We start from the raw sequence: 26,926 nt of genomic DNA on the forward strand, positions 1-26,926 counted from the left end.
TAATTCTCATTTGGCCAGGGTTTCCAGAAAAGCGAATGAAAGGGCTTGTACAGCGGGTGTCGGGCGCGAGCGTAGACGTTGGTGGTTGCGAAATATCGCGTATAGAAGCCGGCATCTTACTGTTTTTGGGTATAGAGAATGGAGACGGACAAAGTGAGGTCAGAGAGCTTTGCCGAAGAGTTCTTTCATATCGTATCTTCCCCGACAATGCAGGTCGCATGAATCTGAGTGTGCTCGATACAGGCGGTGCGCTGCTTGTTGTTCCCCAATTCACTCTCGCAGCCGATACTTCTTCTGGTGCCCGCCCCGGCTTCTCCCGGGCAGCAGCGCCGAAAGCGGCAAAAAACCTATACCTCGATTTTCTTGAGCTTGCACGCGCAAATGCAGGCGCAGAAAGAGTGAGAGAAGGGCGTTTTGGTGCAGACATGAAGGTGAATCTGATCAATGACGGGCCGGTAACGTTCATGCTTTCAGCCGGGCAAGGCCAGTGATTCAGTTGTCGCGATCTGAGCGTTAATGCGCCTGTTGCCGGCCTTGAAGGGCGCGGTAAATAGAATTCGGGAATAAGGGTTTATGCCTCTGTTACCAAAAGAGCTAAAAACGCAACATTAAAATATTGCAAAATAAGCGTTCCTGTATTACAACATAGACATGATGCAGCACTTTAAGAGATAACCGTAAGTGGCTGAACTATAAAGATCCCGCAAAGCGTGGATCTCAATAATAAGAAAAGTTGCCGGCATGTCACAGGTTTGACATGTGGCGACCCTAAAATCGGAGCCATCCAGTTGAACTGGGGCACCAAACAGAAATCGGGATTAACCCGTTGTTAAAATCTGAAAAAAACTCGCAAAAGGACATACAACATGAAAAAAACACTCATCGCGACGGCTATCGCTGCAGTTGCTTTCTCCGGTTCAGCATTCGCTGCTGAGGGTGATCTGTCCGCTTCTGAGCTGGCGGCGAAGATGGATTCCATGCCGCAGGTGTACGGCAACATTCAGTACGCTCTGATTTACAACGATGTCAAAGATGGTGATCATGAATTCAACCATCGCGATAACGGCACAACCCTGGGCTTCAAGCATGATCATGAAATTGCGCCTGGAATCACTGGCTTCCTGAAAATCGAGCTGGAAGGCATTGGTGCAAACAACAAGGCTGGCAGCAGCGGCATTGACAGCCTGGATGAAGCCTACATTGGTGTTAGGGGCGATAACTTCGGTCAGATCTGGATTGGTTCAGACGACTCCACTTATGAGTCCGCCATCGATACCATCGCAAACTTCTACGAAGCTGCGGATCTGAGCATCGGTGGATCTTACAGCACAGGTGAAGGCGACCTGATTCAGTATATGTCTCCATCATTTGGTGGCTTGACTCTGGGTGCAGCTGTACAGGTCAATGGCGACAGCACTGAAGGTGGCAAGTCTTACCCGTACCAGTTGGCGGCCATCTACGCCGTAGATAGTCTGGAGCTGGCGGTCGCTATGGACTCCAATGACGGCACTACTGGATACTCCAGTAATGATGCTGGCATCGACAACGAAAACACCTATGGCTTGCGTGCCACCTACGCTGTTGACAGCCTGAGCCTGACCGGTGAGTACCAGACTCGCAAAGACTTTGGCGACACTTACGGTGTTCAGGGCGTTTACACACTGGGCGCTAACCAGTTTGCCCTGTCATACGAAATGTTCAGTGCTGATGCTGATGATTCTGACCGGAATACCGTTACTCTTCAGGCGTTGCACAACCTGTCTGATCACATGTACGTGTATGTTGAAGGCTATCTTGGTGGTGGCGACGACAACGTTTGGACCTACGAAGATGAAGACGGAAACGTCACTTCGGCCTCTGACGAGCGCTCTGTCGCTGCAGTTGGCGCAGTATACTACTTCTGATCAGCTAACCAGCTAATCAGTTAGTACTGAAAACCGGTGGCCCTTTGGGTCATCGGTTTTTGTTTTTGGGGTTTGTAAAATGTAGAGGTGCGAGCAGTATGGCGGAAGAGCTGGAAATCAAGCTGAGTCTTGAGTCTAACGGTTTGGCAAGTGCTTTAAGCTGGTTACAGGCTCAGCCCGGAGCGACAAATGGCGGCAGGAAAACCCTGGTAAACCGCTATTACGATACCCCTGCCGCCGAACTGAACCAGCAGCGTGCCGCTCTGCGTGTTCGGCAGGCTGGTGACAGGTACATCCAGACACTGAAAACCCAGGGCGAGCTTGTTAATGGCGCACATCGACGCCAGGAGTGGGAATGGCCGCTTTCAGGGCCTTCACTTTCGCTCGGCCTGTTGGCGGATACACCTCTGGCAGATGGCATTAATCTGGCACAGCTCTCGCCAGTTTTTGAAACCAACTTTACCCGGCAAGTCGTGATGCTGGACGATGGCGAAGCCGTCATTGAGTGTGCATTGGATAACGGAGTAATTGCCGCGGGTGAGCAAGAAATACCGCTTCATGAAGTGGAGTTCGAACTCAAGACTGGCGACGCTTCCCGCTTGCTTGTTTGGGCAGAAGAACTGGCCCGGCAGTGCCCGGTTTTTCTGAATCTGATCAGTAAGGCAGAGCAGGGCTATTATCTGGCCGGCATGCACGAATCTGGCGATAGTGCAGGCAGCACCGCCAGTGAGTACGACGATCTTGACCAGCTATTGCACCAGCTTAGCAAGGCATGGTTAGAGCAAAGAGTGGTTGAGCTTGAAGGTATCGATATTCAGTCGCTTAACGCTCAGGCGAAAATCAGTGGGTTAGAGCAGGTGTTTTCTACGCTGATTGAGCGTTTGACTCAGGGAGAGTCCCCCAGCCAGTTGCTGGGAGAGCCAGAGCTTGGCCAGTGCCAGCTTGGTTTGCTGGCTAGCCGTGAAAGGCAGCCTTTCGGCTAGGGCGCTAAGGCCCTAAAATTGCCGATGCGATTGTGAAATAGATCATTACACCGCTTACGTCGGCAATGGTGGTGATAAGCGGTATGCTCGCCGCCGCCGGGTCAACCCCCAACCGGTTAAGCAGCAGTGGCAGCAAGATACCTATCAGGCCGCCTGCAAGCACAACCGCAATCATGGTTATGGCTACAGTGGTGGCAATGGCGATCTCTGTGCGGAACATACCCACCACCCACACGGTCAGTGCCATGGTAAGGCCGAGGGCCGTTGCTACCAGCAACTCCTTATTAAACAGCCGAAGCCAATCGCTGTTTACCACGTCGCCCGTGGCAATACCACGCACCACCAGCGTGGCGGACTGGGCGCCGGCGTTGCCTGCACTGGCCACCAGCAGTGGCATAAAGAACAGAAGGGCCAGGTGGGCGCCAATAATATGCTCAAAATGTGCGATGCCTGCGCCGGTAAAAATGTTGGCAAACACCAGAATAACCAGCCATTGAATCCGAGATCGGTATAGTGAGAACGGGGAGGCTGTGGTAATGCCGTATTCCAGATTACTGACCGAGCCGCCTTTATGAATATCTTCCGTTGCCTCGGCCTCAATGACGTCCATGGCGTCGTCGTATGTGATAATCCCAACAAGATGGTCGTTGTCATCCAGCACAGGCAGAGCGAGCAAATCGTACTTGGCGATCAATCGGGCCACGTCGTCCTGGGAAGTGTCCGTATGAGTCGACACAAGGCCGGTGGCAAGTAGCGAGTCAATAACCGTGTCTGGCTTGGCTATGATCAGGCGGCGCAGGGATACCACGCCAATGAGCACCTCATCCTCGTCAATCACGTAAGACTGGTAAATCGTTTCCTTGTCTTCTGCTGTTTTGCGCAGAATATCAATGGCTGCGCTGGCTGTGATGCCAGAATCAAAGACCGCGTAATCTGTGCTCATCAAGGAGCCGGCGGTGCCCTTGTCGTAAGCGAGCAGCGCCGTTAAATCGGCTCTGTCATCCTCGTTGAGCTGCCTGATGAGCTGTTTCTGGCGGGGCTGCTCCAGCAGATTAAAAAAACCAACCCGATCATCAGACGGCATTTCTGCTGTCAGCAGCGCCAGCTCACCCAGAGGTGTTGTCTGCGTTAGCAGAAGTTGTGTCTCGGGATTCGTATAGCCCAGAACCTTTGCGCGCAGGGCCAGGGGGAGGTTCTGAAATAGCGACGGCCCGGTTTCATTTTCCAGGTTTTGCTCTATAAATTCGGCAAGATCCGCAGCATTGAATAGATTAGCTGCGTCGACAGCGGCCTGGGGCTGGCCGGATGCAAGTGCATCCACCAATGGCTGGAAAAGTACGGATTCCATAGACGATGCCTGGTAAAAATGTTCAGTGGGCAGTGTTGCCTGGAGCGTCAGGTAGGGCCGCATCATCCTGCAAGCCCCGCCATTTCTCAAGAAACGTACGATAGCGATCTAATGCATCTGTGACCACTTCAAGATCTGGCGGTTCGTTTGATTTAACCAGCACGATAAGTCCTTTTCCCTCGATCTCATCGGTCACAGGTGGGTGGCAGATAACATCGTCGTTATCATCAATATACGCCAGTGCGGTTCCTATGCCGTGGCGGATCAGTGCGCTGACAATATCAGCCCAGTTCAGGTCGTCAAGCACCAGATCGTAGCGGTGTGGGTGATCGTGCTCATAATTGAACATGTCCTCCAGTACTTTTTCTGATCCGGGGGCTACCACAGAGCGCACCATAATCTCCGGGTAGGTGCGAACCGGGCGGATGGTGGCGCGCATGCCCAGAGTTTTGAAGCGGCTGCGATTGGCATCCGTAACACACTCAACGGTGGTTTTATGGGCAAGATTGAGCTCACTTAGCCGGTGGGAAATATCGAAAGTCAGGCTGTCTGAATGCGGGTCGGCTTCGTTAGCCGCCAGCACCACAATGTGGCGTGCGCTCCCGGCATGCACTGCTTTCAGCGCATCCGGATCAAACCCCGACCCATGAAAATGCACCAGGCCCAGATCAGACAGCTCAACCGGAAGGCCGCCCGGGAACTCCCGCGTAAGCAGCATGATAGGGATGGTATCATACCCCTGTATAGCGCGTACCTGTGTGGCAAAACGCATGAAGTAGGTCATGCCGCCATTTTTTGGGGTATTTATGATGACAATGTGATCGTTCATCTTGTAAATCCAGCGTCCGGTGAGAATACGTTCCCGGCGGTAAAACCGGTATTCAATGAAATCGCTGACAATCAGCGTCAGCAAAGTGATTGCGCCCACAAACATGATCAGGATAGTACTGATCCGGCCAACGTAGGTTACGGGCGCGTAGTCGCCGTAGCCTACGGTAGCGATTGTGGTCATTGTCATCCACAGAGACTCAAACAGCGTTAGTTCTTCGACTCCCCAAATAATAAGCACCTGGGTGATCAGTAGCGCTAACAGAATCAAAAACAGGCGCTTTGCCCGCTTCCGGATCATCCCGCCCATGGGCAGTTGGCTTGCCTGGTGTTCCGGGTTAAGGGGAAGGCGATTTCTCAGCATCCGGCGTTGGCCTGTTCAGTCTCGGTTAAGTTCGTTATACAGTAGCGGAAATATAACAGAGAAACAGGGGTTTGCCTTATGTCCGAGCCATGGAGTTGTCTTCCGTTGCCGCTCGCAGACGATGTTGCTGGCCATTGGGCGTCGGTTTTCCCGGAAGGGGTGCCCGATTGGCTGCTTGAGGATGACCAGGTTTCGGCTGCAGTCGTTGCCCAGGCGATGGCACGGAGCCCGTTTTTAACCCAGACCCTTGAACGACACCCGGCGCAGGTGCAAGTCTTGCTGGAGTCCCGGGCTTTGAGTGAGCCAACGACACCGGATTACCTTCAGGTCCGTTGCGGTGAGTATCTTGCTAATGTAACTAACGAGCCAAGCCTGCACACGGCATTGCGTCGTTTCCGCAGAGAAGTGCAGTTTCGCATTATCTGGCGGGATCTGATGCGCTGGGCCGATCTATCTGAAACCATAGCCGCAACCAGTTCGTTTGCAGAGGTGTGCATTCAGGCCGCACTAGACTGGCTGCACCAGGCGGCCTGCGAGCAGTATGGCACGCCATGGGGTGTTGATCCGGTATCAGGTGCGGAGGCACCGCAATCGATGATTGTTATAGGCATGGGGAAGCTGGGCGGGCGCGAGCTGAACGTGTCGTCGGATATTGACCTTATTTTCGCCTTTCCCGGAAAAGGTGAAACAAGAGACGGGCGGCGCTCACTTGATAACCAGCAATTTTTTATCCGGCTGGGCCAAAGGCTGATTCAGGCTCTGGACCAGATTACCGCAGATGGCTTTGTGTTTCGCGTGGACATGCGACTGCGCCCCTACGGCCAAAGCGGTGCCCTTGCACTGAGCTTCGCGGCCCTGGAAACCTATTATCAGGACCAGGGACGGGATTGGGAGCGCTATGCCATGGTGAAGTCCAGGGTGGTGGCCGGAAATCCTGAAGCAGGGCAGGTTCTCATGGAGAGCCTCCGCCCGTTTGTGTATCGCAGATACATCGATTTCAGTGCATTCGAGTCGTTGCGCAATATGAAAGCGATGATCAGCCGCGAGGTGCGCAGGCAGGGGTTGGAGAACAATATCAAGCTCGGCAGCGGGGGTATCCGGGAGATCGAGTTTGTGGTTCAGGCATTCCAGCTTATTCGCGGTGGCCGTGACAGGGAACTGCAGCAGCGGGAGCTGTTGGTTATTTTGAATGAGCTTGAGGCGCTTGAGCTTCTACCCTCGCCAGTCGTGAACGAGCTCCGGGAAGCCTATGTTTTTTTGCGTAATCTGGAGCACGCACTACAGGGGATGGAAGACAAACAGACCCAGTTATTGCCGGAGGATGAGCTTTCGAGAGCCCGGGTTGCGCTGATTATGGGTTATGACAACTGGCCAAGCTGCCAGGAAACTCTGGCGCAACACCGGAAAAACGTAGCCACCCATTTTGCCAATATTATTGCCACAGAAGAAAGTGACGAGAGCGCCCAGGCGGCACTGGACGAGGGGTGGTGTGAGCTTTGGCTGGCAGAAATAGATGAGGTCTCCGGTGCCCAGTGGCTTGAAACCCAGGGTTATGAAGACCCGGCTGCCAGCTTGAAGTTGCTCGCCAGCTTGCGAGATAGTCGTACCATTCAAACTATGCAAACCCAGGGGCGTAAACGGCTGAACCAGTTTATGCCGGTATTACTGGAAGCTCTGACCGAGGTGGAGAACCCGTCTGAAACCCTGTCCCGAGTGCTGCTTCTGATTGAGGCCATTTTGCGCCGAACCGCATACATGGTGTTACTGCTGGAAAACCCCGGCGCGCGCGCGCAACTGGTCAACCTGTGCAGTGAAAGCCCCTGGATTGCTCGCCAGCTTGCAGAAACGCCACTGTTGCTAGACGAACTACTGAATGCCGAGAGCCTTTATCACCCGCCTGCCAAGGACGAGTTACAGGACGATTTGCGCCAGCAAATGCTGAGAATTCCCTATGATGATTTAGAAAATCAGATGGAATCGCTGCGGCATTTCAAAAAGGCTCACACGCTCCGGGTGGCTGCGTCTGAGCTGAAGGGCACCTTGCCTTTAATGAAGGTGAGTGATTATTTAACGTGGATTGCCGAAGTTGTGCTTGATCACGTGGTCGATGTCGCGTTTTCCAACCTGGTTGCTCGCCATGGGTATCCGGGCCACGCTGGCGGCTCTACCAGTGAAACCGGCTTTGCGGTAATTGGCTACGGCAAGCTCGGGGGGATTGAGCTTGGTTATATCTCGGATCTCGATTTGGTGTTTGTTCATACCGCAGACCCTGAGCTGGCAACCGATGGTGACAAATCTATTGATAACGCCGTTTTTTACACGCGTTTAGGGCAACGAATTGTCCATATACTGAATGCCCAAACCCCTTCGGGCCAACTGTATGAAGTTGATATGCGGTTGCGGCCATCAGGCAACTCCGGCCTGCTGGTGAGCACACTACACGCATTTGAAAAATACCAGCGCAACGATGCCTGGACCTGGGAGCATCAGGCTCTTGCCCGGGCCCGAGGGGTCGCGGGAAGTCCAAAAACGCTTGCCAGCTTCGAGACAGTGCGCCACAACCTGCTTTGCCAGAGCCGTAACAAAGAGTTGTTGCGGCAAGAAGTTGTAGAGATGCGTGAAAAAATGAGAGCCAATCTGGGCACGCCGGAAAGCCGGCGTGAAGAAACCTTTCATATCAAGCACGATGCAGGTGGCATTGTGGATATGGAATTTATGGTGCAATACCTGGTGCTGGCGTGGAGTGAATCGCATCCCGAACTGACCGGGTGGTCTGATAATATCCGGCAAATGGAGGAACTGGGCCGGGCTGGCGTGTTGCCGGTGGAAGAAGCTGAGCAGCTGCGGAAAGCTTATATTGCGCTTCGCTCAAGTATCCATCGAAGAGCTTTGCAAAACCTTAATGACCAAGTTGCGGGAGATACATTTTTAGACGAGAGGCGTTACATACAATCTGTCTGGCAACAAATCATGGCCCGGTAGTGTGTTGGGTTCGTACCGTTAAAAATTCCTGCTAGAATGCATTATCCTCAAAAACCGCATTCTAGGAGCAACGAAACATGTCGATGGCTGACCGCGATGGCGTTATCTGGCTGGATGGTGAAATGGTTCCCTGGCGGGAAGCCAAAACCCACGTCCTGACCCACACCCTGCATTATGGCATGGGCTGTTTTGAAGGAGTGCGCGCCTACAACACTGCGAACGGCCCGGCTATTTTCCGCCTGAAGGATCACACTGATCGCTTGTTCCGGTCTGCTCACATCCTGAACATGAAAATGCCGTTCACCAAGGAAGAGCTGAACGATGCCCAGTGTGCGGCTGTCCGTGATAACAAACTGGATGAAGCCTATCTGCGCCCGATGGCTTTTTTGGGCTCCGAAGGCATGGGTCTGCGCGCAGACAACCTGAAAGTCCACGCGATGGTGGCTGCCTGGAGCTGGCCTTCGTATATGTCGCCAGAGGCTAAAGAAATGGGCATCAAGGTGCGCACCTCGTCTTATACCCGCCACCACGTTAACATCACCATGTGTAAGGCCAAGGCGAACGGCAACTATATCAACTCCATGTTGGCGCTGAATGAAGCCATTGCCAGTGGTTGTGAGGAAGCGCTGTTGCTGGATAACGAGGGCTATGTAGCTGAAGGCTCAGGCGAGAACATATTCATCATGCGCAATGGCGTTCTGCATACGCCAGAGCTGACCTCTTGCCTGGAAGGCATTACCCGCCAGACTATTCTGGATTTTGCCGCCGAGTTGAACATCCCCGTCAAAGAGCGCCGTATTACTCGCGATGAAGTCTACGTTGCCGATGAGGCGTTCTTCACAGGCACGGCGGCAGAAGTACTGCCGATTCGTGAACTGGATGGTCGCGCGATCGGCGCAGGCAAGCGTGGGCCGGTTACCGAGAAACTGCAGGCTATGTATTTTGATGCGGTGCAAGGGAAGCTGCCCCAACACAGTGATTGGCTGACGCTGGTTTAAAGCTGGGATTGACAGTTTTATAGCCGTCCTCTGCTATCCGGCAGCAGGGCGGTTTCGTTTGTATTCACATTCATCAAATTGACAGGTACAAAAAATGGCAGATGTCATTAAAGTTCCGGTTTCTTTCGGCGAAGTCCTCGACAAGATTACCATCCTTGAAATTAAATCCGAACGTATCAAGGATGAGGCCAAGGTTCGAAATGTCCAGCTGGAACTGAACGAACTCAGTGCAACCTGGAACGATGCCGTTAAAGACCAAAGCGCCATTGCAGATCTGCGCAAACAGCTGAAGGCTGTGAATGAAGAGCTTTGGGTTATCGAGGACGATATTCGCGACGAAGAGGCCGCGCAGGATTTTGGTTCAAGGTTTATTGAGCTGGCTCGTGCTGTTTACGTGACTAATGATAAGCGAGCGGCGCTCAAGAAAGACATCAACCTGGCACTTGGGTCGCGGTTTGTAGAAGAGAAGTCTTACCAGGACTATACTGCCAGAAACTAAACCGGCTTCCGCTGCTCGCAATTAAGCGACTTACCCGGGCCTCAGCCGTAATTCCCTCTCCCCTCGCGGGAGAGGGCTAGGGAGAGGGGGAGAGTCACTCTGTGTGCTCAACCACCCACAGATCCAACATCCTTGTCGCATCCTCAACCGTAACCATCTCCATAGCCCCTTCGAACTCCGCTTTGGCCCCCCAGCGAGCTTCAGCCACTGTTTTGCCGGTAAATTTTTGCAGTGCCTCAGGGTATCGATTAACGCACCACTTGAGCGAGTTATACGGGCCAGACCGGTTTGGATTGCTGGCGGCAAATATGCCCAGCACGTCTGTACCCGCTGCGCTGGCGATATGAGCAGGACCCGTGTCTGGCGCAACAACAAGATCAGCGCCAGACATAAGTGCGGTTAATTGTTTCAGTGTATCCTTGCCACAAATGTTGTGAGCCTCTTTCGTCATTGCGGCTTCAATGGCCGCGCAATACTCAGCCTCAAACGGAGCCGGGCTGCCAACTAGAATCACCTTCATTCTATGCATGCTGGCCGCGTGATCCGCGAGTTGCGCATAACGCTCTGGTGGCCAGTTTCGCAGCATGTGGCTCGCGCAGGGGCTTATGACCAAGTTTTTTCGTTCTGAGGCGAGGTGTTTGCGGGCGAACTCGTGGTCACTCTGAGCCAGTGGGATCAGCCATTTTGGTGGTGCTGTTTGTAAGCCTAAGGGTTCAAGGAAACTGGCCAGGCAATCACGAACGTGCTGTTCTGCAGCAGGCTTAATACGGCGATTGATGAAAAGGCTGTGGAGGTCTTTGCTGCGAGCTTTGTCATAGCCGACTTTGATCTCCGCCGGAATAAGCGCAGCAGCCAAGTTTGCCCGCAGTGCTACTTGCATGTGTAATAGAGCATCAAACCTCCGGCCCTTCATGCTTTTTCGAAGGTTCGCGTAAGCTTTTCGGCCCCCTTGCTTGTCGAAGGTGATGAATTCCACGCCGGGTAAGTTACCAACGAGTTTTGCTTCTGTTTTCCCTATGACCCAGGTTATCTTTATTTCTGGGGTTTGTTCCTGGAGGCTGAGTATCACAGGGATTGCATGGGTTACGTCGCCAATGGCGGATAGGCGAAGAATGCAGATAGACTTCATCTATTGATAATCCGTTACAGTTTGAAAAAAACAGCTAGTGGAGCTTTGCGGCTATTCATTGATAAACTAATGCCTATCCTATCTGAATTGCGCGTCGCCGTCCTGCGGGCTGCACGAGTGTATGGGTAGCTTCTCATTGCTGTTCCAGGGGTTACATGGCCGAGTCTGAAATTTGTAAGCGTGAAAATAGCTCTTTTTTTCTTGTTAACTCTGACTTCAGGGGAGACGTGACATCGGACTGGTTTGTGCCGGAATACTGGGGAAGTGACGCTGCGCCCGTGGACAGTGGCGGCCGTGGTGGCGCTTGGTTTATCAATACTCATGGCCGGCAACTTGTTTTACGTAAGTACTTGCGCGGAGGGCTTGTCTCTCGCGTTTCCCGGAAAACCTACCTCTATACTAACGAGCACAATGTTCGGTCGTTTTCAGAGTTTCGAGTTCTTAGCCGTTTAAATTCGCTGTCCTTGCCTGTGCCCACGCCTATAGCTGCCTGGTATCGAAAAGTCTCTCCCCTTCAATACCAGGCCGCGATCATTGTTGAGCGCATACAGAATGCAGTCCCCTTGGCAGACCGGATCAGCACACTCAATGATGCTGACTGGCATGAGCTTGGGCAGACAATTCGTTGCTTTCATGACACCGGAGTGCGACACGCAGATTTGAACTGCTTTAATGTTTTGGTTGTGGGGAGCGACTTTTTCCTGATTGATTTTGACAAAGGGTGTTTTATGCCGCCAAGCTCACGGCCTCTCTGGAAAAATGATAATCTGAATCGTTTTGCACGCTCGTTGAAAAAGGTTGCGGGTGATGCGGCATTGAATCAAGTTTGGGGCGCATTTTTGAACGGATATGAAGGGAGCATGGTCTCTTGAACGATCAAACTGAACAGCGGAAAATGCCAGCAATTTTATGCTTGACGGATGCCTGCGATCGCCCCGAGAGCGAGCTCTTCATCGGCCTCAAAAATGCTGGGTTCGACGTAGATGTTATGTGTAACCCAAAAGGCCGAAACTATCAGCGCCTGGATGATGAGGGTTTGGTGGCGCAGTCCATGGCACTTAAAAGCCGGTTTGATAAAGAAGGTACTTCTGCGATCAGAGCGCAGCTGGAGAGCAAGAGCTACGATATCATACACGCATACAATCCGAGGGCATTGGCTTGTGCTCTTCGGGCTTCAAAAGGAACCGATATCAGCATCGTGGCGTATCGAGGTGTCATCGGTAATATCAGCTTTCTGAACCCGGAGTCGTGGATTACTTTTTTGCATCCGAGAGTAAGCAAAATTGTTTGCGTGGCAGATGCTATCAAAGACTATCTGGCGAGCCTGAAGTTTCTTTGGATGCACGTTCCGGGTGAGAAGCTCACGCGCATCTACAAAGGTCACGATCTTGGGTGGTATCAGTCGGTGCCTACGAGCCTTGAGCCCTTTGGAGTGCCTGCCGGAGCCTTCGTTGTGTGCAGCACCGGGCGCAACAGTCCCAGAAAGGGATATGATGACCTGATTGAGGCGATGAGTCGCTTGCCGGATGACGTAAATGCACACTTGGTGTTAGTTGGTGACGCAATCGATAATGAAGAGCTGAAAACTCAGGTTACGCAGTCAAAACACCCTGAGCGCATCCATTTCACCGGGTATCAAAATGACGCACCGGCCATAGCCGCGGCAAGTAATGTATTCGTCCTGCCTTCAAAGGATCGGGAGGGTTTGCCCAGAGCCGTTATTGAAGCAATGGCTTATGGAGTGACGCCAGTGGTCACCAATGTCGGCGGGATGCCCGAGTTGGTTGAGGATGGTGTCAGTGGCTTAGTGGTCCCTTCGAAGAATTCTGTAGCCCTGTCTTCGGCGGTTGAGCGCTTATACCGTGACAAAAAATTGCTCGATCAGTTAGGATCTGCAGCCAGGGAACGAATTGCGAGCAATTTTCACACGTCGCAAACGGTCCGCGAGACCGGTGAGCTCTATAAAACACTGACGAGTAAACATTGAATGCGTCGGTACCTGTTTTTCGTTAACCAGCCATATTCCTACTCCATTCTGCGCCCTCTCCAGGATGAAATCCGCCGTCGTGGCGATGAAGCTGCCTGGTTTGTCGCCGGCTGTTCTACGGCACCTTTGCGCACAGATGAACAGCACCTGAAAACGGTGCGAGACGTAATGGACTACAAAGCGGACGCTACTTTCGTCCCAGGCGACTGGGTGCCCTATTTCTTTCCGGGTATCAAAGTAGAGGTTTTCCACGGCATGGCGCGAAACAAGCGTGGCCACAGCAGTGAAGACGAGAGCGATCATTACCGTATACGGGGGTGGTTCGATCTCTACTGTACACAAGCTGCAAGTGATACTGCAAAGTTTCAGGAGCTTGCGAAGCAGCATCAACACTTTGCTGTGGCTCACACCGGTTGGCCGAAACTCGATCCTCTTTTCTCTCAGCCGCATGAGGACAGGCGTCACCGCGCTGAAGGTGACCTGCCTGTTATTTTTTACGCATCAACTTTCAGCCGCTCTGTAACTTCTGCGCCCGTTCTTGTTGATAAAATCGCTGAGTTGGCGGCGAGCGGGCGCTGGAAATTTATTGTTACCCTGCATCCGAAAATGGATCCCTTGGTGGTTCACCAGTACCGGCGCCTGAAGGGAGACAACCTGCGGTTTGTCGAGAGTGATGAAGACCTGCTCCCAATCCTGCCCGAGGCCGACGTGATGTTATGCGACACCTCGTCAATCATGTTCGAGTTCATGTTTTTGGATCGACCAGTGGTTACCTTCAGAACCAGGATGCCCGGACCTTACCTGATTGATGTGAATAGGGTGGAGGAGTTGGAGCCAGCTTTGGCAAAAGCTTTGGAGTATCCTGATCCCTTGATGTCTGCTGCAAGGAATCTTTGTGATGATTTGCACAGCTTTCGCGATGGTTGCTCCAGTGCCCGTATTCTTGATGCGGTAGATGACTTTCAGGCAAACAAGAAACTTGGGTTGCGCAGCAAGCCGCTCAATCTAATTAGAAAGTTAAAGGTGAGGAGGCGCTTGCGTAGGGAGTTGCGAAAGCCCTGAACAGATTCTCATAATCAGTCGTCTCAGATATTACCATTGCTATAATCCATGCGCAGTTTTTTTACCTGTTCACAGAGTTTTCTGGTTATCTCTTCTACTTTTGCGTCTGAGCTCAGTGTTGTTTTTGCTTCCGTATCTAGGGATTTTAATGCTAAGACTAAACGGCTTACTTCGGTGCTAGAGGCTGCTCTAAAGGATACGGGTAAGTCTTTCCATTTTTTAGTTTTTGAAACGAAGCTAGGAGTGCTTCTTTTAATATAGTTTTCAAAAGATCTGTAGAAGGGTGGCCGCTTTTGGTAAACGGTAGGGAGAGTATGAAGCTTGAGATTAATGTCTAACGCCTCACTCCAATCTAGCCATTTTTCGTCGTTGAAGTTAGGTGCGAACCGTGTTCCTACCCAAGGTATTCGGAAAGCGTCAGCGGCAATAGCGCCATGCATGGCTTCAGAGATTACTTTTTCGCAGCGACGAATTTTTGAAATGAATGTATCGACAGGCTGGCGTGTTGATATGAACTTGAGGCCTGCGGCATCACAAATCGTTTCCCAGTCGACGTATTGTTCACTTCGATGATGAGGTATGAAAGCTGTTTTGAGGTTTTTCTCTGAGGGGCCTAACTTTAGGGTCCTGAGAAGATAGGCGCCATCACCCACAACAAACTCTTCCGGAATGCCGAGTCTTCTTGCTGTTCTGGGGCCCCGCACACCATAGATCACTGCCCTGTCATCGAGTAGCGGGCAGTCTCTATCCCATGCGCCCGAAGAAAGTATGACAATTTTTTTTGCCTTGGAGAGTGTTTTCTCAAATCGCTTTGAGGTAAGAAGGGTTCCTATTCCTACTAGATAAATGTTGTCCGACGAATCCAGACAGCCTTCAAGCAGCGTGGGCCAAAACCAGTTATTGAGGTCGTCACCAAAATTAAAATCGTCATTGCGACAGTACTCTACGATCATGTTTTTACTCTTTAGAGACTTTAGATAGAGTCCATAAGCCTGCATACTTATTGAATGTGACCTGCGCATAGGTCACCGCTGTTAGATACCCCATAGCCCCATCCAGAAACCCGAAGCGGATAAAATAAACCTGCACAAAAGTCATCAAGCCCCTGAGGGTAGGGTAGACCATAGTACGGGTTCTCTTACCTTTCCGGTACTTTTCCAGCGATCCCAGCCAAGCATATTTGGCGCTCTTTTCCAGCGAGTGGCCAAAGTCCCGATGCGTGTAATGGGTGAGGCGGCCACGCAACGTTCGGGTTTTTCGCCCCTCTGGGATCAGGATCCGTTCATGAACCAGAGCGTCGGAAAATCGAACGCCCTCCCTCCGGAATAGTCTCAACGGCGCCCGGCCGCTGCGACCGAAATCCAGGCGGCTGCCATAGATGGTGACCGCCCAGGGAAGCTTATAAGCGTCTGCATCCGGCTCTGCAAGTCGATGGTTGATTTCACGGGCAAGTTCTGCCGTGATGCGCTCGTCGGCATCTAGAGACAGTACCCAGTCGCCCGTGGCTTTTTCCAGTGCTCGCTGCTTTTGTATGCCAAAGCCTGGCCAGTCTGTGACTTCAACTGTATCCGCGTACTGCTTTGCAATCTCAACGGTCCTGTCTGTGCTTCCGCTATCCAGAACGATCACCTCGTCGGCCACCAGTCTGGCCGATTTCAAACAGTCGGCGATGTGGTCTTCCTCATTCATGGTGATGATCGTTGCCGATACTGTTTTCGACCGCTGCCGCACGTAAGAGGCGCTCAGCTCATTGAGCAGTGCAGCCGCAATACCTGCAACGGATAGCAAGTAGAATGTTAAAAACAGCGTTCGGTTGAAGGTGGCTTCGGTCAGCCCAAAGAGCAGGTAGCCAATGCTGACCATAGAACCTGCCGCTGCCAGGTGCGCCGTTGCGATGTGGCTGCTGAACAGGTGTCGTGAAAAAATAGCCAAAGGTATGAAAATTAGGAGCGCCCAGCTTAGAATGCCTGGAACTCCGCTAGAAGCAGCAGCGTTAAGCAGATCATTGTGGGCATGGCCGGTGCAGCAATCGAGCAGCATTGCAGAGGCATCTCCGGATGCGACGGATGCTTCTATTCCTCGCGTATAACCTCCGAGGCCCACTCCTGTCCACGGAGTGTCTGCAAACATGCGCCAAGCCTGTCCCCAGACTTCCAGGCGGCTCGTGATGCCGGCCCCCTGAACGTCGTTACTCAGGATTTTCTCAAGCGACGCGGACATACGTTCGTTAGTAGTAATTGCGGTAGCCAGTACCACAGGAATTACGGTCAGACTGATGGTGCGTAACTTTCTTCTGAGTAGCGGAACCAGAAGTAGTAAAAAAAATGGCAGAGCAACAAGGTTACTCCGGGTTTGCGATAACATGGCAATGACGGCAGCTATTACGCCCATAGTGATAAAAAGAAATGCGAGAGAGGGTCGTTTGCTGCGGTAAAAAAACAACCCACCTGCCAAGGTCAAAAAACTACCTAGCAACGCGATATTTCCGAAACTGATTGGGTTTATGCCACCGCCGAAGCGGCTGCTAAGTAGTGCGCCCAAAGAGCCTGGATTTGTGATAAGTGCTGAGCCCAGCATGCCAATAACTGATATAGCCATCAGCCCTGTCCCGGCAAATAGTGTGTTCGCGCCCAGACGAACATAACTCAGTGCGATAATCAGCGGCCAGAACAGGATAAAACGAGCGTGAGTGCCAAGGGTTTTGCCACCCTCGTAACTGAAGCCTTCAACTGCCCAAGAGTAAAAGCTCACGAGTACGAAAAACCAGAATGCGAAATGTAGCAGACGCAACTCTTTAGGCTTATCCCATCCGGCTAGATAGAGGGACTTTCGGTAACTGATCGCAAGGCCTGTGAGTGCAAGTAGCAGGGTTGCGCCTGCCAGGATACTAGACGATATAAGCGCGCCTGCAACACCGAGTACAAAAAGCAGGTGGATTGGCTTTTTGATGTAATTGGTCATGTTGTAGTGCCCGCGCGGTATAAGGATACGTATCGGTTTAAGGTGGTTCGTGAATCGTGTTCCGGCATATTAAATCGTTAACATACCCGGTCTGGATTATAGGGATTAATTTCGCCCGCTGGCCTGTGCCGCATGCGCTTATACTCCCATTGGTACTGCCCGGGAATATTCCGGATACAGCGCTCGATAGACAGATTCATTGCAGTGGTTGCTGCTACGGCATCTTTGCTGTCTAGACCTGGTTCAGTTTGGCGGACTACAATCCGAAAGCCTTTAGCGTTCTCCAGCCTTTCGGCATACGTAATTAGAGCCTTGGCGCCGGTGCGCTGCATGAGCTTTGATACCAGAGTCATGGTTTTGACTTCCATGCCAAAAAACGGAGCAAAAGCATTGCCTTTGCCGCGAGGGGATTGATCTGGAAGGATGCCGGCAACACCACCTTCCCGAAGAATTGAGGCCAATCTTACAAGCCCGCGCCTGTCGCCGCGCACCAACTCTGAGCCGAGCCTCCCTCGGACCTGAATCATATAATCTTCGAATTCCGGCATGTTTGGCGGGCTGTACAGTGCGGCCATTTTGTAGCGGGATGAGAAAAACAGCCCCGCTAGCTCCCAGTTTCCAAGGTGCGGCGCGAGCAGGATCAGCCCGCTGCCGTCAGCCATTGCCTCATCAATTAGCTCAAGCCCTTCTGTTTCACGAATCAGACCAAGGCACTTTTCAACAGACCACTCCCACATCAAAGGAACTTCAAACATCGTCATCCCTGTGTTTATCAGCGACTCTTTCGCCATCGCAGCGCGCGCCGCCGGAGGGAGTTCCGGGAGGCAGATCGAGAGGTTGATGTCAGTCACTTCACGAGGCTTGTTTGGTGATTTCCACATAAGTAAGCCCACGAACTTGCCAATTCTTTGCGCGTTTGCAAGGGAGAGCAAGCCGGCGATACGCAGAAGGCCTGCGACGAAAAAGTATTTCAGCTTACTCATTTTCTACCGTACCGATCTTCGTACCTGACAATATCATCTTCACCAAGATAGGAGCCCGATTGCACTTCAATCAGCTCTAAGTCAATCACCCCAGGGTTCTCCAAGGAGTGCACTTGTCCTATGGGGATATATGTAGACTGGTTTTCTGTGACCAGATAGGTTTTTTCGCCATTAGTCACCCTTGCCGTTCCGCTGACAATTACCCAGTGCTCGGCACGGTGGTGGTGCATTTGGACGGATAATTTGGCTCCGGGCTTTACCGTAATGCGTTTGACCTGGTATCGGGCGCCGTTATCTATAGAGTCGTAGATGCCCCAGGGCCGATAAACCTCGCGGTGATTCATATGTTCGTGCCGCCCGTCGCTGCGAATTTTTTCAACCACCGACTTCACATCTTGTACGCTGTCTTTGTGGGCCACAAGGATGGCATCTTTGGTTTCGATGACTACCAGGTTATCGACGCCAATGGTCGCCACCAGCCGGCTGTCTGCACGAACAAGCGTATTATGGGTTTGCTGCGCAATGACATCGCCTCTGAGGTTGTTGCCGTCCTGATCTTTTTCACTAACATCCCAAAGTGCCGACCAGGAGCCAATGTCGCTCCATCCTGCGTCCAGTGCGACAACCGCTGCATGGTCGGTTTTTTCCATAACCGCGTAATCGACGGATTCGGACGGACAGGTGGCGAACAGATCAGAGTTCACCCGAATAAAATGCAGGTCTTCGCTGATATTTGTCATCGCCCCGCGACAGGCGGAGAGAATGTCAGGGCGATGCTGTTCCAGTTCAACCAGATACTGTTTGGCGCTGAATAAAAACATACCGCTGTTCCAGAGATACTCTCCGGAGGCAATATAGGTTTTGGCGGTTTCCAGGTCAGGCTTTTCCACAAAGCGGTCAACTGAATAGCTGTCGGCAGAAAGCTCATCACCGCGGTGAATATAGCCGTACCCGGTTTCGGGCTGGTGCGGCACAATGCCAAAGGTGACCAACTTGCCCTTTTGGGCCAGGGGAATGGCTTTTTCGACGCCCTTTTGGAAGGCTTGCACGTCCTGGATCAAGTGGTCGGCGGCAAGAACCAGCATTAATGGGTCGGTGCCCTCAGCGCTCTCACACAACTGAAGCGCCGCCAGTGCAATGGCAGGTGCGGTGTTGCGACCACAGGGTTCAAGAATAATGCGGCTATCTTCATGGCCTGATTGCCGCATTTGTTCTGCTGCCAGGAAGCGATGCTCTTCGTTGCAGATGAGCAGAGGTTCTTGGGCGCTCATACCGTCAAGCCGGGCAACCGTTGATTGCAGCATCGAAAGCGGGCTGTCCGTCAGCTTAAGAAATTGCTTCGGGTTTAATTGTCGCGACAGTGGCCAGAGCCGAGAGCCGGTGCCGCCAGCCATAATAACGGGATGAATCATGTGTTTACTCCGAGTTCGAGTTTGTGAAAGCTAGTGAAAAGCACCCAGCTGAGACGAACTACTTTACCATACTGGCATCGCAATATTGGATTGGCTTTGGCCAGAGTCGATTGTTTTAATACTGGGAGCTGCAATGAAACTACCGCTATCCGTTTATTACATTACACAAAACGAAGAACTCCGCTTGCCTGAGTCTTTGGCAAAGGTAGTTGGCTGGGTTGATGAGATTATTGTTGTGGACTCAGGCAGTGTGGACAAAACCCGAGAAATTGCTGAATCTATAGGCGCACGGTTTGTATATAACGATTGGCAGGGCTTCGCATGCCAGAAAGCATACGCAGCAAGTCTTTGCCGAAATGACTGGGTGCTGGATCTGGATGCCGACGAGGTGCTCTCAGACGAACTTGTGGAAAATATTAAAGCGCTCTTCGTGAAGCCTCTTTCAGAGGGCGTCGCAGGGTTCAGAATGCGCTGGGTACTCTCGCAGCCTGACCCGAGGCATCCTTTTCGGCATGATAAGACAAAAAAAATCCTAAGGTTATATGATCGTCGAAAAGCTGAGATTATCCCCGAAAAACATAGCAACAACGATCGGCCCCAAGTACGTGAGGGTAGGGTGTTGGATATTAAAGGAGACGTTCTGCATCGAACGTTGATCTCCCTTGAGCAAATGGAGCAAAAGTACTGCCAGCTTTCCTCGGAACAGGCGCATTTTATTGTAGCCAGCAGAAGAAAAATATCCGGTGGTCGCCTATTTGTCGAGTTTCCCCTGAAGTTTCTTAAGTATTACCTTGTGCACCGACAGATTCTGAATGGTTGGTTTGGTCTTAGCGTTGCTATTACAGGGGCCAACCGCAATTTCATGCGATTGGCGAAAGCGAAAGAAATGCAACTGTTGGCAGAAATCGAAAGGCAGCGTCAGGCTGAATGATTCAGGCACTCTGAGTAAACGCAGATAGTGCACTCAATCATGTTGGCCATCGAAAGCGAGCCACGGGCCTTTTTGCGACTACCTGATTGTTCCCGGTGAAGTTCTTCCATATCGGTCATCAGAAGGTTGGCAAATTTTTTTGGGGCGAATTCGTGATGAATAAATCGTGAATCGAGAAACTCATTTGCAACAGGAACATCAGTCGCAACCACGGGCTTCCCGGCCAGCAAGGCCTCGGCAAACACGTAAGAAAATCCCTCCCTGCGAGAAGAAATAACAACCCCATCAGCTAAAGCCATCAGTGCCGGAATATCATCCCGGTGGCCTAAAAGAGTGATTTTGTCGTGTTGGGAGGTTGTTCGTATTTGCTGCTCCAGGCTTTTATGGTTCGGGCCAGAGCCTGCAATAAGCAAAGTGCCGTTTACGTACTGGAATGCATCGATCAGAAAATCAAAGCCTTTTGCCGGGACAAGGCGGCCGACTGCTAACCACACCGGGTGGTTAGCGTGATCCGGTAAGGGGCCGGACAAGTTGGGCGCTGGCGGAGGTATGATGCCGTTGTACACAACACTGACATTGTTATGGCCGATATCAGCGGCGAGCTTTTTACTGACGGCTATAATCCGGCAAAAAGCCTTGGCTTTGGGGTAAGTGGATTTGAAACCATGAATTGTCGCAACGGTTTTCACGCGGCGCAGCAATGGGGCGAGCAGTTGTATCACAGCTGCAGCTTTGCTTCCCTGGGCATGTACGATATCGAAATTACCGCTCTTGATGGTTTTCATTACCGCCTTTAGCAGGCCCGGGGAAAGTCGTGAGGCCCTGGGGTTCAGTGTGACGGTTTTCACCGTCTCATTGAGTTGCGATTGGTGATGGGTGGATGTAGCGCAGGTAACGTCGTGTCCCCTTGCGCTCAGGCCATTTGCAAGTTCCTGGCAGTGTTTCTCCATTCCGCCAGTGCCTTCACCCTTGGAAATCATCAGCAACAGAATGTTCATGGCTTGCGACCGGCCGCAGCCATCTTATGCTTCAACACGCTCGCATAAACCTCCAGCGACGACTCGGTTTGCGCCTGCAGCCGAAACCGGTGTGGAATGCTTATGTTTGGTGCATCGTCGCTTAGCAAATCAAGTGCAACCCGGGCAAACGCTCCAGTATCATCAGGCGTTACCAGCCCGTCCCGAAAGCAGGCCTGCAAGGTCTCAGCGGCGCCACCCCGGTTAAACGCCGCAACGGGCGTACCAGATGACAGTGCTTCGGTGACCGTGCGACCGAAGGGTTCCGGTTTTGTGGACATGTGGCACACCAGATCCGCAAAGAGATACAGCTCTGCCATGTCGTCGCGCTGCCCAAGGAAGGTCACTTTATCTGCAAGGCCGAGTGTTGAGCGCTTCTGTTGAAGCTCGTCCAGGAAGCGGTCTTTGCCCGGCTCCGCGCCCCCCACAATAATGCCATGACAGTCTGGCTCTTTGCGGGTGATCTCTACCATTGCCTCAAGAAACTCCAGCTGGCCTTTCCATCGGGAAATGCGCCCCGGCATCATCAGAATGCGCTTGTTTTCGAGGTGCGGGTACTGCATAAAAAAGCGTTCTTTCCATGTATGGCTCAGCTCCCTGGGCTGAAAATAATCCACATCCACGCCACGCTGTATCACGGTCAGGTTTTGGTCCGGAACCTGAAAGTGTTCAAGAACATAATCACGCACGCAGTTTGACACCGCAATCACATGGTCAGATTTGGCCATGATGGCGCTGTAGGGGTTCACCGAGTACATGCCGTGGAACGTAGACACAATGGCGGGCCGCTGCTGCGTTGGTAGCCCTTTCCATGCCAAACGCACAATCCAGGCAGGCATGCGCGAGCGCACGTGGATAATGTCCGGTTGTAATTCGCGAATCAGATTGCGCATGGGGCGGATCTGCCCGAACGATGCGGGCGATTTACGGTGAATCGGCATCTGGATATGAGTGGAGCCTTGCTCCTCCAGCCGCTTAACCAAGGGGCCGCCGCTGGAGACCACAAACGACTCATGGCCGTGCCTTGCAAGGTCTGACGCGAACTCAACGGTTCCCCTTTCTACACCGCCACTGTAGAGGGCCGGCAGTGCCTGCAGAATTCTCAAGTGTTACTCCTTGCTTGTTCTTTGCGCGGGTCCGCTGGTGTAAGCCAGTGCTGGATGATCCAACGGGCAGCCCTGTCAGCCTCCCAAAGGGGTGTTTCCTGGCCTGTTTTGCCACCCATTACCGTCGCATGATCACTCCAGCGAGCCACGTGGCCGGCTTCAACCAGCTGCTGCACACCGGCAGCAACGCGGCTGCCTGTGTGCGGTGGCAATTGAAGCAGGCCGGTTGGTAAGCCGGATGTTGCCGCTTCGCATACCATAGACATACTGTCTGGCGTAACCCAAATGGCCCGGGATGCTGCAACCTGTTGGCTTAGCCAGTCTTCGTGGGTGCTGTCCGGGTCCGCAACGGTGATTTTGGGGCCTGCAAGTTCATTAAGCCGTGCCTTGAGCGCCTCCGGAGTGCGCCTTGAGCCGCTGATCGTCCAGCGCCATTGAGTGTACTCGCCGATCAGGTGGGTAACCTGCCCCAAAATAACGTCATCGTCCCAGTCAAAATGGGGCGAGGGTCCGCCAAGCAATAACAATGCTTCCGGTTTATCTGTCATTCTGGCAAGCGGGGTGACAGTATTTATAACACCCTCTGTTATCAATGTAGTTGGGTTTTCTGAAACCCCGTCATGGGCGGGAATAATGGCTCCGTCGACCCAGTTACGTGGAAACCCGGGTTTCATGATAACCAGTGTTCCGGTTTTTTTAAGTCGCCGCAAAGAAAGCAGAAGTTTGTGGGTGCCAGTGCCGGCAGCAATGATCAGGTCCGGATGCGGGAGAGCTTTGTCCATAGTCGGGGGTATCGCCAGCAGTGCGCGCCACAAAGGGGCGGCTACCTTTTCCGCATTGATCCAATGCAGGCTGGCGCCCACCTTTACCCGCAATCGGTTACCCAGGCCCTTCAGCTGGTTCCGGTGCCCGGGCTTGTTGTCTGTAAGCAGCCATATTACAGGTGCCCGGGACATACTATTCGCCACCATAAAGGTCTGGATCGTCTATGTCCGGCCGCGTTTTAAAGCGCCGGTGCATCCACAGGTATTGGTCGGGGGCGCGGCGGACTTCTCTCTCAATAATCTGGTTGATGGCGGTGGCATCCTGCAGGTCGTCACCACTTGGGAACGGATCAAGAGGCGGATGAAAGTAAATGTCGTAGCCTGGTTTGCCTTCGCGCCGGAAGTGGCTGAAAGGCACAACCTTGCAGTGACTGCGGGCGGCGAATCGGGATGTTGCCGTGATGGTGCCCGCCGGAATGCCAAAGAAGGGGGCAAACACAATGTCTTTTCGACCGTAATCCTGATCGGTGGCGTACCAAACCGTGCGGTTTTTTTTCAGGCTTCGGAACATGCCCCTGATATCCCGTGCGCCAAGAACGGTTTCATACCGACGTTCCCGGGCCCGGGTCATTACGGCATTCATCAGTGGGTTATTGTGATCCCGCTGCATTACATCGGCTTCAATGTATTCGGTAATCAGGCTGCCCCCAAGGTCCAGAGTGCTGTAATGCCCGCCAAGCAGGAGTACGCCTTTGCCCTCGGCCAGAGCGTTATCAAGATGCTCTTTGCCATGAACCCCGGTTATGTTTGTGAGCTTTGCCGGGTTCCGAAACCAGGCTATGCCCAGCTCCATCAGGCCAATTCCATTAGCAATGAAGCTGTTGCGAACCAGTGCCGTCTGCTGGGTTGTTGTGAGCTCGGGAAAACACAACCGAATGTTAACGTCGGCAATATGTCGGCGTCGACCCGCAAAATGCCAGGCCAGCAGGCCCACCTGTTTGCCTAGCCACCACTGAAAACGGATGGGCAACTGGGCCGTCCACCACATAACAGCAACTCCGGCCCAGGTAGGCCACCAACGGGGGTGGCGATATGCGGAGAAGTCTGTGTTGCGTGGCTGCTTGCGGTATTTCTTTTTCACTTGAAATGTATCCTGCTAACTCATTGGGTTGCTGGCTAGTGTCCCGTCTGGCTATGTTGCCCGGCAGAGTGAGTCGTAAGCAAATGATTAGGGTTTGCTATATGATACCGCACTGGTTTGTTGGGAGTCTTGCGTGCTTCAATTTATCTATTCACAACTTATACGGTTGGCGTTGCCGTTTATCCTTTTGCGGTTATGGTGGCAGGGTCGGCAGGCGCCCGAGTTGCGCGTTAACTGGCAGCAACGGTTAGGCTTTGTGCCGCGCACCAGCGGCACAGTGGTATGGGTACATGCGGTGTCTGTTGGCGAAACCATTGCAGCGGCGCCCATGGTGCGGCGCCTGCGTGCCCGCAATCCTGACATCACTATTTTAATGACGGCCATGACCGACACAGGTCTGGCCCAGGCCATGAAAATGTTTGGCGATCAGATTCAGTATGCGTACGCGCCTTACGATACGCCTGGCTCAATACGCCGCTTTCTGAATCGGGCCAACCCCGGAATCCTGGTTATCATGGAAACGGAAATATGGCCGAACATGATACGCCAGAGCCGGTCTCGCCGGGTTCCCGTTTTTCTTATCAATGCGCGGCTCTCTGAGCGCTCTGCCCGAGGTTATGAGCGCATTAAAAGCCTGGCAGCACCTATCATGCGCAGTATCAGTTGGGTGGCTGCGCAAGCGGAGAAAGACGCAGAGCGCTTTCGCCGCATTGGGGTGGCAGCACCCAAGGTGGCCGTTACAGGCAGCGTTAAGTTTGATGTAGATATTCCCGATTCTGTGCGCGAGGCATCGCTGCGGCTTAAGGCGTCTTTGTCAGATCGCCCGGTATGGGTGGCTGGCAGTACCCATGAGGGGGAGGATGCCCAGCTGCTGGCGGCGCATCGGCAGCTGCTGGGGAAACACCCGAATGCGTTGCTGATCATTGTCCCGCGCCATCCCGAGCGCTTTGACTCCGTGGCCGACAAAATCACCAAACAGGGATTTACCCTGGCACGCCGGTCCAGAGGCGAAGAATTGGGCAGCGCAGAGGTATATCTTGGCGATACCATGGGCGAGCTGATGATGCTTTATGGTGCAAGTGATGTCGCGTTTGTTGGCGGGTCACTGATCGAGCGGGGTGGCCACAACCCGCTGGAACCCGCAGGCTGGGGTATTCCGGTTATCTCCGGCCCCAACGTGTTCAACTTTGAAACCATTTACCAGCGTCTTCGTGATGATCGTGGTGTGGTTATCGTTGAGGGGGTTGATGAATTGCACCAGCACCTTTCAACACTGTTTGATGATGACGTTGAGCGTGGCGCTAGTGGTCAAAGGGCGTTGTCGGTGGTCAACAAAAACCGGGGCGCACTGGACAGGGTAGTTGATGGAATTATTGAACGGGTTTAGGTGCACATTCTAAACCCGCGGTTTACTGCGTTTCCAAGCACCCTATAAGGCAGGGTCTTGGGCAGGGTCGTCCAGAGTTTCTTCATCATTGGCCAGAGCTTCAATGCCTGGTGCGCTGGCACTAAGCCAATTGTTCAGCTCGATCAGATCTTTGGGGCTGAGTGTGCCAGCCGCCTGCTTCAATTGAAGTGTATTGTTCACGTAGTCGTACCGGGCGTTGGCGTAGTCCCTCAGCGCAACATAATAAGCCCGCTCGGCATCCAGCACCTCAACAATGTTCCGTGTACCTACATCATAACCGGCGCGTGTGGCATCCAGCGCACTGCGGCGTGAAATAATCGTACGCTCCAGAGCAGAAGCTGTTTCAATATTGTTGTTGACCGTCAGGAACAAACTGCGAGTATTTACCCGCACATCACGGCGCACCGTGTTCAGTGACTGCTCAGCCACGGTCACCAGGGAGCGTTGCTGGCGCACACCGGCTTGAGTGCCGCCGCCTGAATACAGAGGCACCTTGAGGTTCAGTGCGATAACACCCTGGGTGGTTTCGCCGTCACGCTGGCTGAGAGGCGATACGCCCGGGCCATTTTGTTCCATTCCGTGAATATCAGATTTACCGTAAGAAGCGCTCAGATCCAAAGTTGGATAATGGCCAGCCTTAGCTTGCTTCAGTCCGGCTTCGCTGGCATTCAGATCATACATTGCAGACTGAATAGACCAGTTTTGCTCCAATGCTGTCATTTCCCAAGACGCCGGGTCCATGGGGTCGGGCCGGCCCAGAGGGAAGTTCTGTCGCAGATTTTCCAGGTCTTCGGAGTACTCACCCGTTAGGCGTGACAACTGTTCCCGGGCAATGTTCGCTTGGTTCTCGGCCGCAATTCGTAAGCTTCTGCTGTCGTCGTAGCTGGCGCGAGCTTCGTATACTTCCGTAATGGCGATCAGGCCGACATCAAAGCGCTCCTGGGCCTGCTCATACTGGCGCTGAATCGCCGCCTCGCTGGCCTTGGCGGTGGTTACCGTATCTTGAGCTCGCAACACGTTGAAGTAAGCCGTAGCCACATCAAGAATCAGTTGCTGTTGGGCCAAATTGTATTGGGCGCGGGCAGAGTCGGTTTGGAATTGGCTGGCGTCATACTGAAAC

The 26,926-nt window shown here is 52.8% G+C and carries 23 protein-coding genes; 11 read left to right on the forward strand and 12 right to left on the reverse strand.

The features are described 5' to 3' along the window. Positions 1–35: 35 nt before the first annotated feature. From dtd to ACTHYN_RS08985, 3 genes are all read left to right on the forward strand, one after another. Entirely contained in the window at positions 36–491 is a 456-nt protein-coding gene (gene dtd / locus ACTHYN_RS08975) for a D-aminoacyl-tRNA deacylase (RefSeq protein WP_441812109.1), read from the forward strand. Positions 492–866: 375 nt separating this feature from the next. Further along, positions 867–1,904 (forward strand): porin, encoded by a 1,038-nt coding sequence (locus ACTHYN_RS08980; RefSeq protein WP_441812110.1) that lies wholly within the window; start codon positions 867–869, stop codon positions 1,902–1,904. A gap of 98 nt (positions 1,905–2,002) precedes the next feature. Next, positions 2,003–2,887, forward strand: a complete 885-nt coding sequence (locus ACTHYN_RS08985; protein ID WP_441812111.1) for a CYTH domain-containing protein — start codon at positions 2,003–2,005, stop codon at positions 2,885–2,887. A 4-nt stretch (positions 2,888–2,891) separates the two neighbouring features. Here ACTHYN_RS08985 and mgtE read toward each other — a convergent pair whose 3' ends face one another. Both mgtE and ACTHYN_RS08995 read right to left on the reverse strand, forming a co-directional pair. Continuing rightward, the gene (gene mgtE, locus ACTHYN_RS08990; RefSeq protein ID WP_441812112.1) at positions 2,892–4,235 is read right to left on the reverse strand and encodes a magnesium transporter; all 1,344 of its coding nucleotides are present in this window, start codon (positions 4,233–4,235) and stop codon (positions 2,892–2,894) included. A 22-nt stretch (positions 4,236–4,257) separates the two neighbouring features. Then, complete coding sequence (locus tag ACTHYN_RS08995; RefSeq protein ID WP_441812113.1) at positions 4,258–5,427, reverse strand: potassium channel family protein; 1,170 nt, start codon at positions 5,425–5,427, stop codon at positions 4,258–4,260. A gap of 78 nt (positions 5,428–5,505) precedes the next feature. Here ACTHYN_RS08995 and glnE point away from each other — a divergent pair, with 78 nt between their 5' ends. From glnE to ACTHYN_RS09010, 3 genes are all read left to right on the forward strand, one after another. Next, entirely contained in the window at positions 5,506–8,409 is a 2,904-nt protein-coding gene (glnE, locus tag ACTHYN_RS09000; RefSeq protein ID WP_441812114.1) for a bifunctional [glutamate--ammonia ligase]-adenylyl-L-tyrosine phosphorylase/[glutamate--ammonia-ligase] adenylyltransferase, read from the forward strand. Between the two features lie 77 nt (positions 8,410–8,486). Further along, positions 8,487–9,407 (forward strand): branched-chain amino acid transaminase, encoded by a 921-nt coding sequence (locus tag ACTHYN_RS09005; RefSeq protein WP_441812115.1) that lies wholly within the window; start codon positions 8,487–8,489, stop codon positions 9,405–9,407. A 94-nt stretch (positions 9,408–9,501) separates the two neighbouring features. Next, positions 9,502–9,906: a DUF6165 family protein gene (locus ACTHYN_RS09010; RefSeq protein ID WP_441812116.1), complete on the forward strand. Its 405-nt coding sequence runs from the start codon at positions 9,502–9,504 to the stop codon at positions 9,904–9,906. 94 nt (positions 9,907–10,000) lie between these two features. Here the strand turns inward: ACTHYN_RS09010 and ACTHYN_RS09015 are convergent, their stop codons facing one another. Next, positions 10,001–11,035 carry a glycosyltransferase family 9 protein gene (locus tag ACTHYN_RS09015; RefSeq protein ID WP_441812117.1) on the reverse strand — a complete coding sequence of 345 codons (1,035 nt, stop codon included), beginning with the start codon at positions 11,033–11,035 and terminating at the stop codon, positions 10,001–10,003. Positions 11,036–11,190: 155 nt separating this feature from the next. Here ACTHYN_RS09015 and ACTHYN_RS09020 point away from each other — a divergent pair, with 155 nt between their 5' ends. The 3 genes from ACTHYN_RS09020 (at position 11,191) to ACTHYN_RS09030 (ending at position 14,084) form a co-directional block, all read left to right on the forward strand. Next, entirely contained in the window at positions 11,191–11,907 is a 717-nt protein-coding gene (locus ACTHYN_RS09020; protein WP_441812118.1) for a 3-deoxy-D-manno-octulosonic acid kinase, read from the forward strand. Next, complete coding sequence (locus tag ACTHYN_RS09025) at positions 11,904–13,022, forward strand: glycosyltransferase family 4 protein (protein ID WP_441812119.1); 1,119 nt, start codon at positions 11,904–11,906, stop codon at positions 13,020–13,022. The genes ACTHYN_RS09020 and ACTHYN_RS09025 overlap by 4 nt, the downstream gene beginning before the upstream one ends. Positions 13,023–13,190: 168 nt before the next feature. After that, a complete protein-coding gene (locus ACTHYN_RS09030) occupies positions 13,191–14,084 on the forward strand; it encodes a CDP-glycerol glycerophosphotransferase family protein (protein ID WP_441812120.1) in 894 nt (297 codons plus the stop codon). 23 nt (positions 14,085–14,107) lie between these two features. Here the strand turns inward: ACTHYN_RS09030 and ACTHYN_RS09035 are convergent, their stop codons facing one another. From ACTHYN_RS09035 to ACTHYN_RS09050, 4 genes are all read right to left on the reverse strand, one after another. Next, complete coding sequence (locus ACTHYN_RS09035) at positions 14,108–15,037, reverse strand: polysaccharide pyruvyl transferase family protein (RefSeq protein WP_441812121.1); 930 nt, start codon at positions 15,035–15,037, stop codon at positions 14,108–14,110. A gap of 4 nt (positions 15,038–15,041) precedes the next feature. Continuing rightward, the gene (locus ACTHYN_RS09040; RefSeq protein WP_441812122.1) at positions 15,042–17,045 is read right to left on the reverse strand and encodes an O-antigen ligase family protein; all 2,004 of its coding nucleotides are present in this window, start codon (positions 17,043–17,045) and stop codon (positions 15,042–15,044) included. A gap of 77 nt (positions 17,046–17,122) precedes the next feature. After that, complete coding sequence (locus ACTHYN_RS09045) at positions 17,123–18,028, reverse strand: lysophospholipid acyltransferase family protein (RefSeq protein WP_441812123.1); 906 nt, start codon at positions 18,026–18,028, stop codon at positions 17,123–17,125. Further along, complete coding sequence (locus ACTHYN_RS09050; RefSeq protein ID WP_441812124.1) at positions 18,025–19,440, reverse strand: mannose-1-phosphate guanylyltransferase/mannose-6-phosphate isomerase; 1,416 nt, start codon at positions 19,438–19,440, stop codon at positions 18,025–18,027. Before ACTHYN_RS09050 ends, ACTHYN_RS09045 begins: the two co-directional genes overlap by 4 nt. 133 nt (positions 19,441–19,573) lie before the next feature. On the opposite strand from ACTHYN_RS09050, the gene ACTHYN_RS09055 reads away from it, so the two are divergent. Next, positions 19,574–20,371 carry a glycosyltransferase family 2 protein gene (locus ACTHYN_RS09055; RefSeq protein ID WP_441812125.1) on the forward strand — a complete coding sequence of 266 codons (798 nt, stop codon included), beginning with the start codon at positions 19,574–19,576 and terminating at the stop codon, positions 20,369–20,371. Here ACTHYN_RS09055 and ACTHYN_RS09060 read toward each other — a convergent pair. From ACTHYN_RS09060 to lpxL, 4 genes are read right to left on the reverse strand one after another with little or no spacing between them, the layout of a single operon-like run. After that, complete coding sequence (locus ACTHYN_RS09060; protein WP_441812126.1) at positions 20,359–21,369, reverse strand: glycosyltransferase; 1,011 nt, start codon at positions 21,367–21,369, stop codon at positions 20,359–20,361. The genes ACTHYN_RS09055 and ACTHYN_RS09060 overlap by 13 nt on opposite strands. Further along, complete coding sequence (locus tag ACTHYN_RS09065) at positions 21,366–22,493, reverse strand: glycosyltransferase family 4 protein (protein ID WP_441812127.1); 1,128 nt, start codon at positions 22,491–22,493, stop codon at positions 21,366–21,368. The genes ACTHYN_RS09060 and ACTHYN_RS09065 overlap by 4 nt, the downstream gene beginning before the upstream one ends. Further along, the gene (locus tag ACTHYN_RS09070) at positions 22,490–23,449 is read right to left on the reverse strand and encodes a mitochondrial fission ELM1 family protein (protein ID WP_441812128.1); all 960 of its coding nucleotides are present in this window, start codon (positions 23,447–23,449) and stop codon (positions 22,490–22,492) included. Before ACTHYN_RS09070 ends, ACTHYN_RS09065 begins: the two co-directional genes overlap by 4 nt. Before the next feature lies 1 nt (position 23,450). Further along, on the reverse strand, positions 23,451–24,398 hold the full coding sequence (gene lpxL, locus ACTHYN_RS09075) for an LpxL/LpxP family Kdo(2)-lipid IV(A) lauroyl/palmitoleoyl acyltransferase (RefSeq protein ID WP_441812129.1): 948 nt from the start codon (positions 24,396–24,398) through the stop codon (positions 23,451–23,453). Between the two features lie 133 nt (positions 24,399–24,531). Here lpxL and waaA point away from each other — a divergent pair, with 133 nt between their 5' ends. Then, the gene (gene waaA, locus ACTHYN_RS09080; protein WP_441812130.1) at positions 24,532–25,785 is read left to right on the forward strand and encodes a lipid IV(A) 3-deoxy-D-manno-octulosonic acid transferase; all 1,254 of its coding nucleotides are present in this window, start codon (positions 24,532–24,534) and stop codon (positions 25,783–25,785) included. Between the two features lie 42 nt (positions 25,786–25,827). Here waaA and ACTHYN_RS09085 read toward each other — a convergent pair. Then, positions 25,828–26,926 (reverse strand): TolC family outer membrane protein (locus ACTHYN_RS09085; protein ID WP_441812131.1); only part of this gene is annotated, 1,099 nt, incomplete at its 5' end.

This window comes from Marinobacter sp., from assembly GCF_052091845.1.
GTDB lineage: Bacteria > Pseudomonadota > Gammaproteobacteria > Pseudomonadales > Oleiphilaceae > Marinobacter.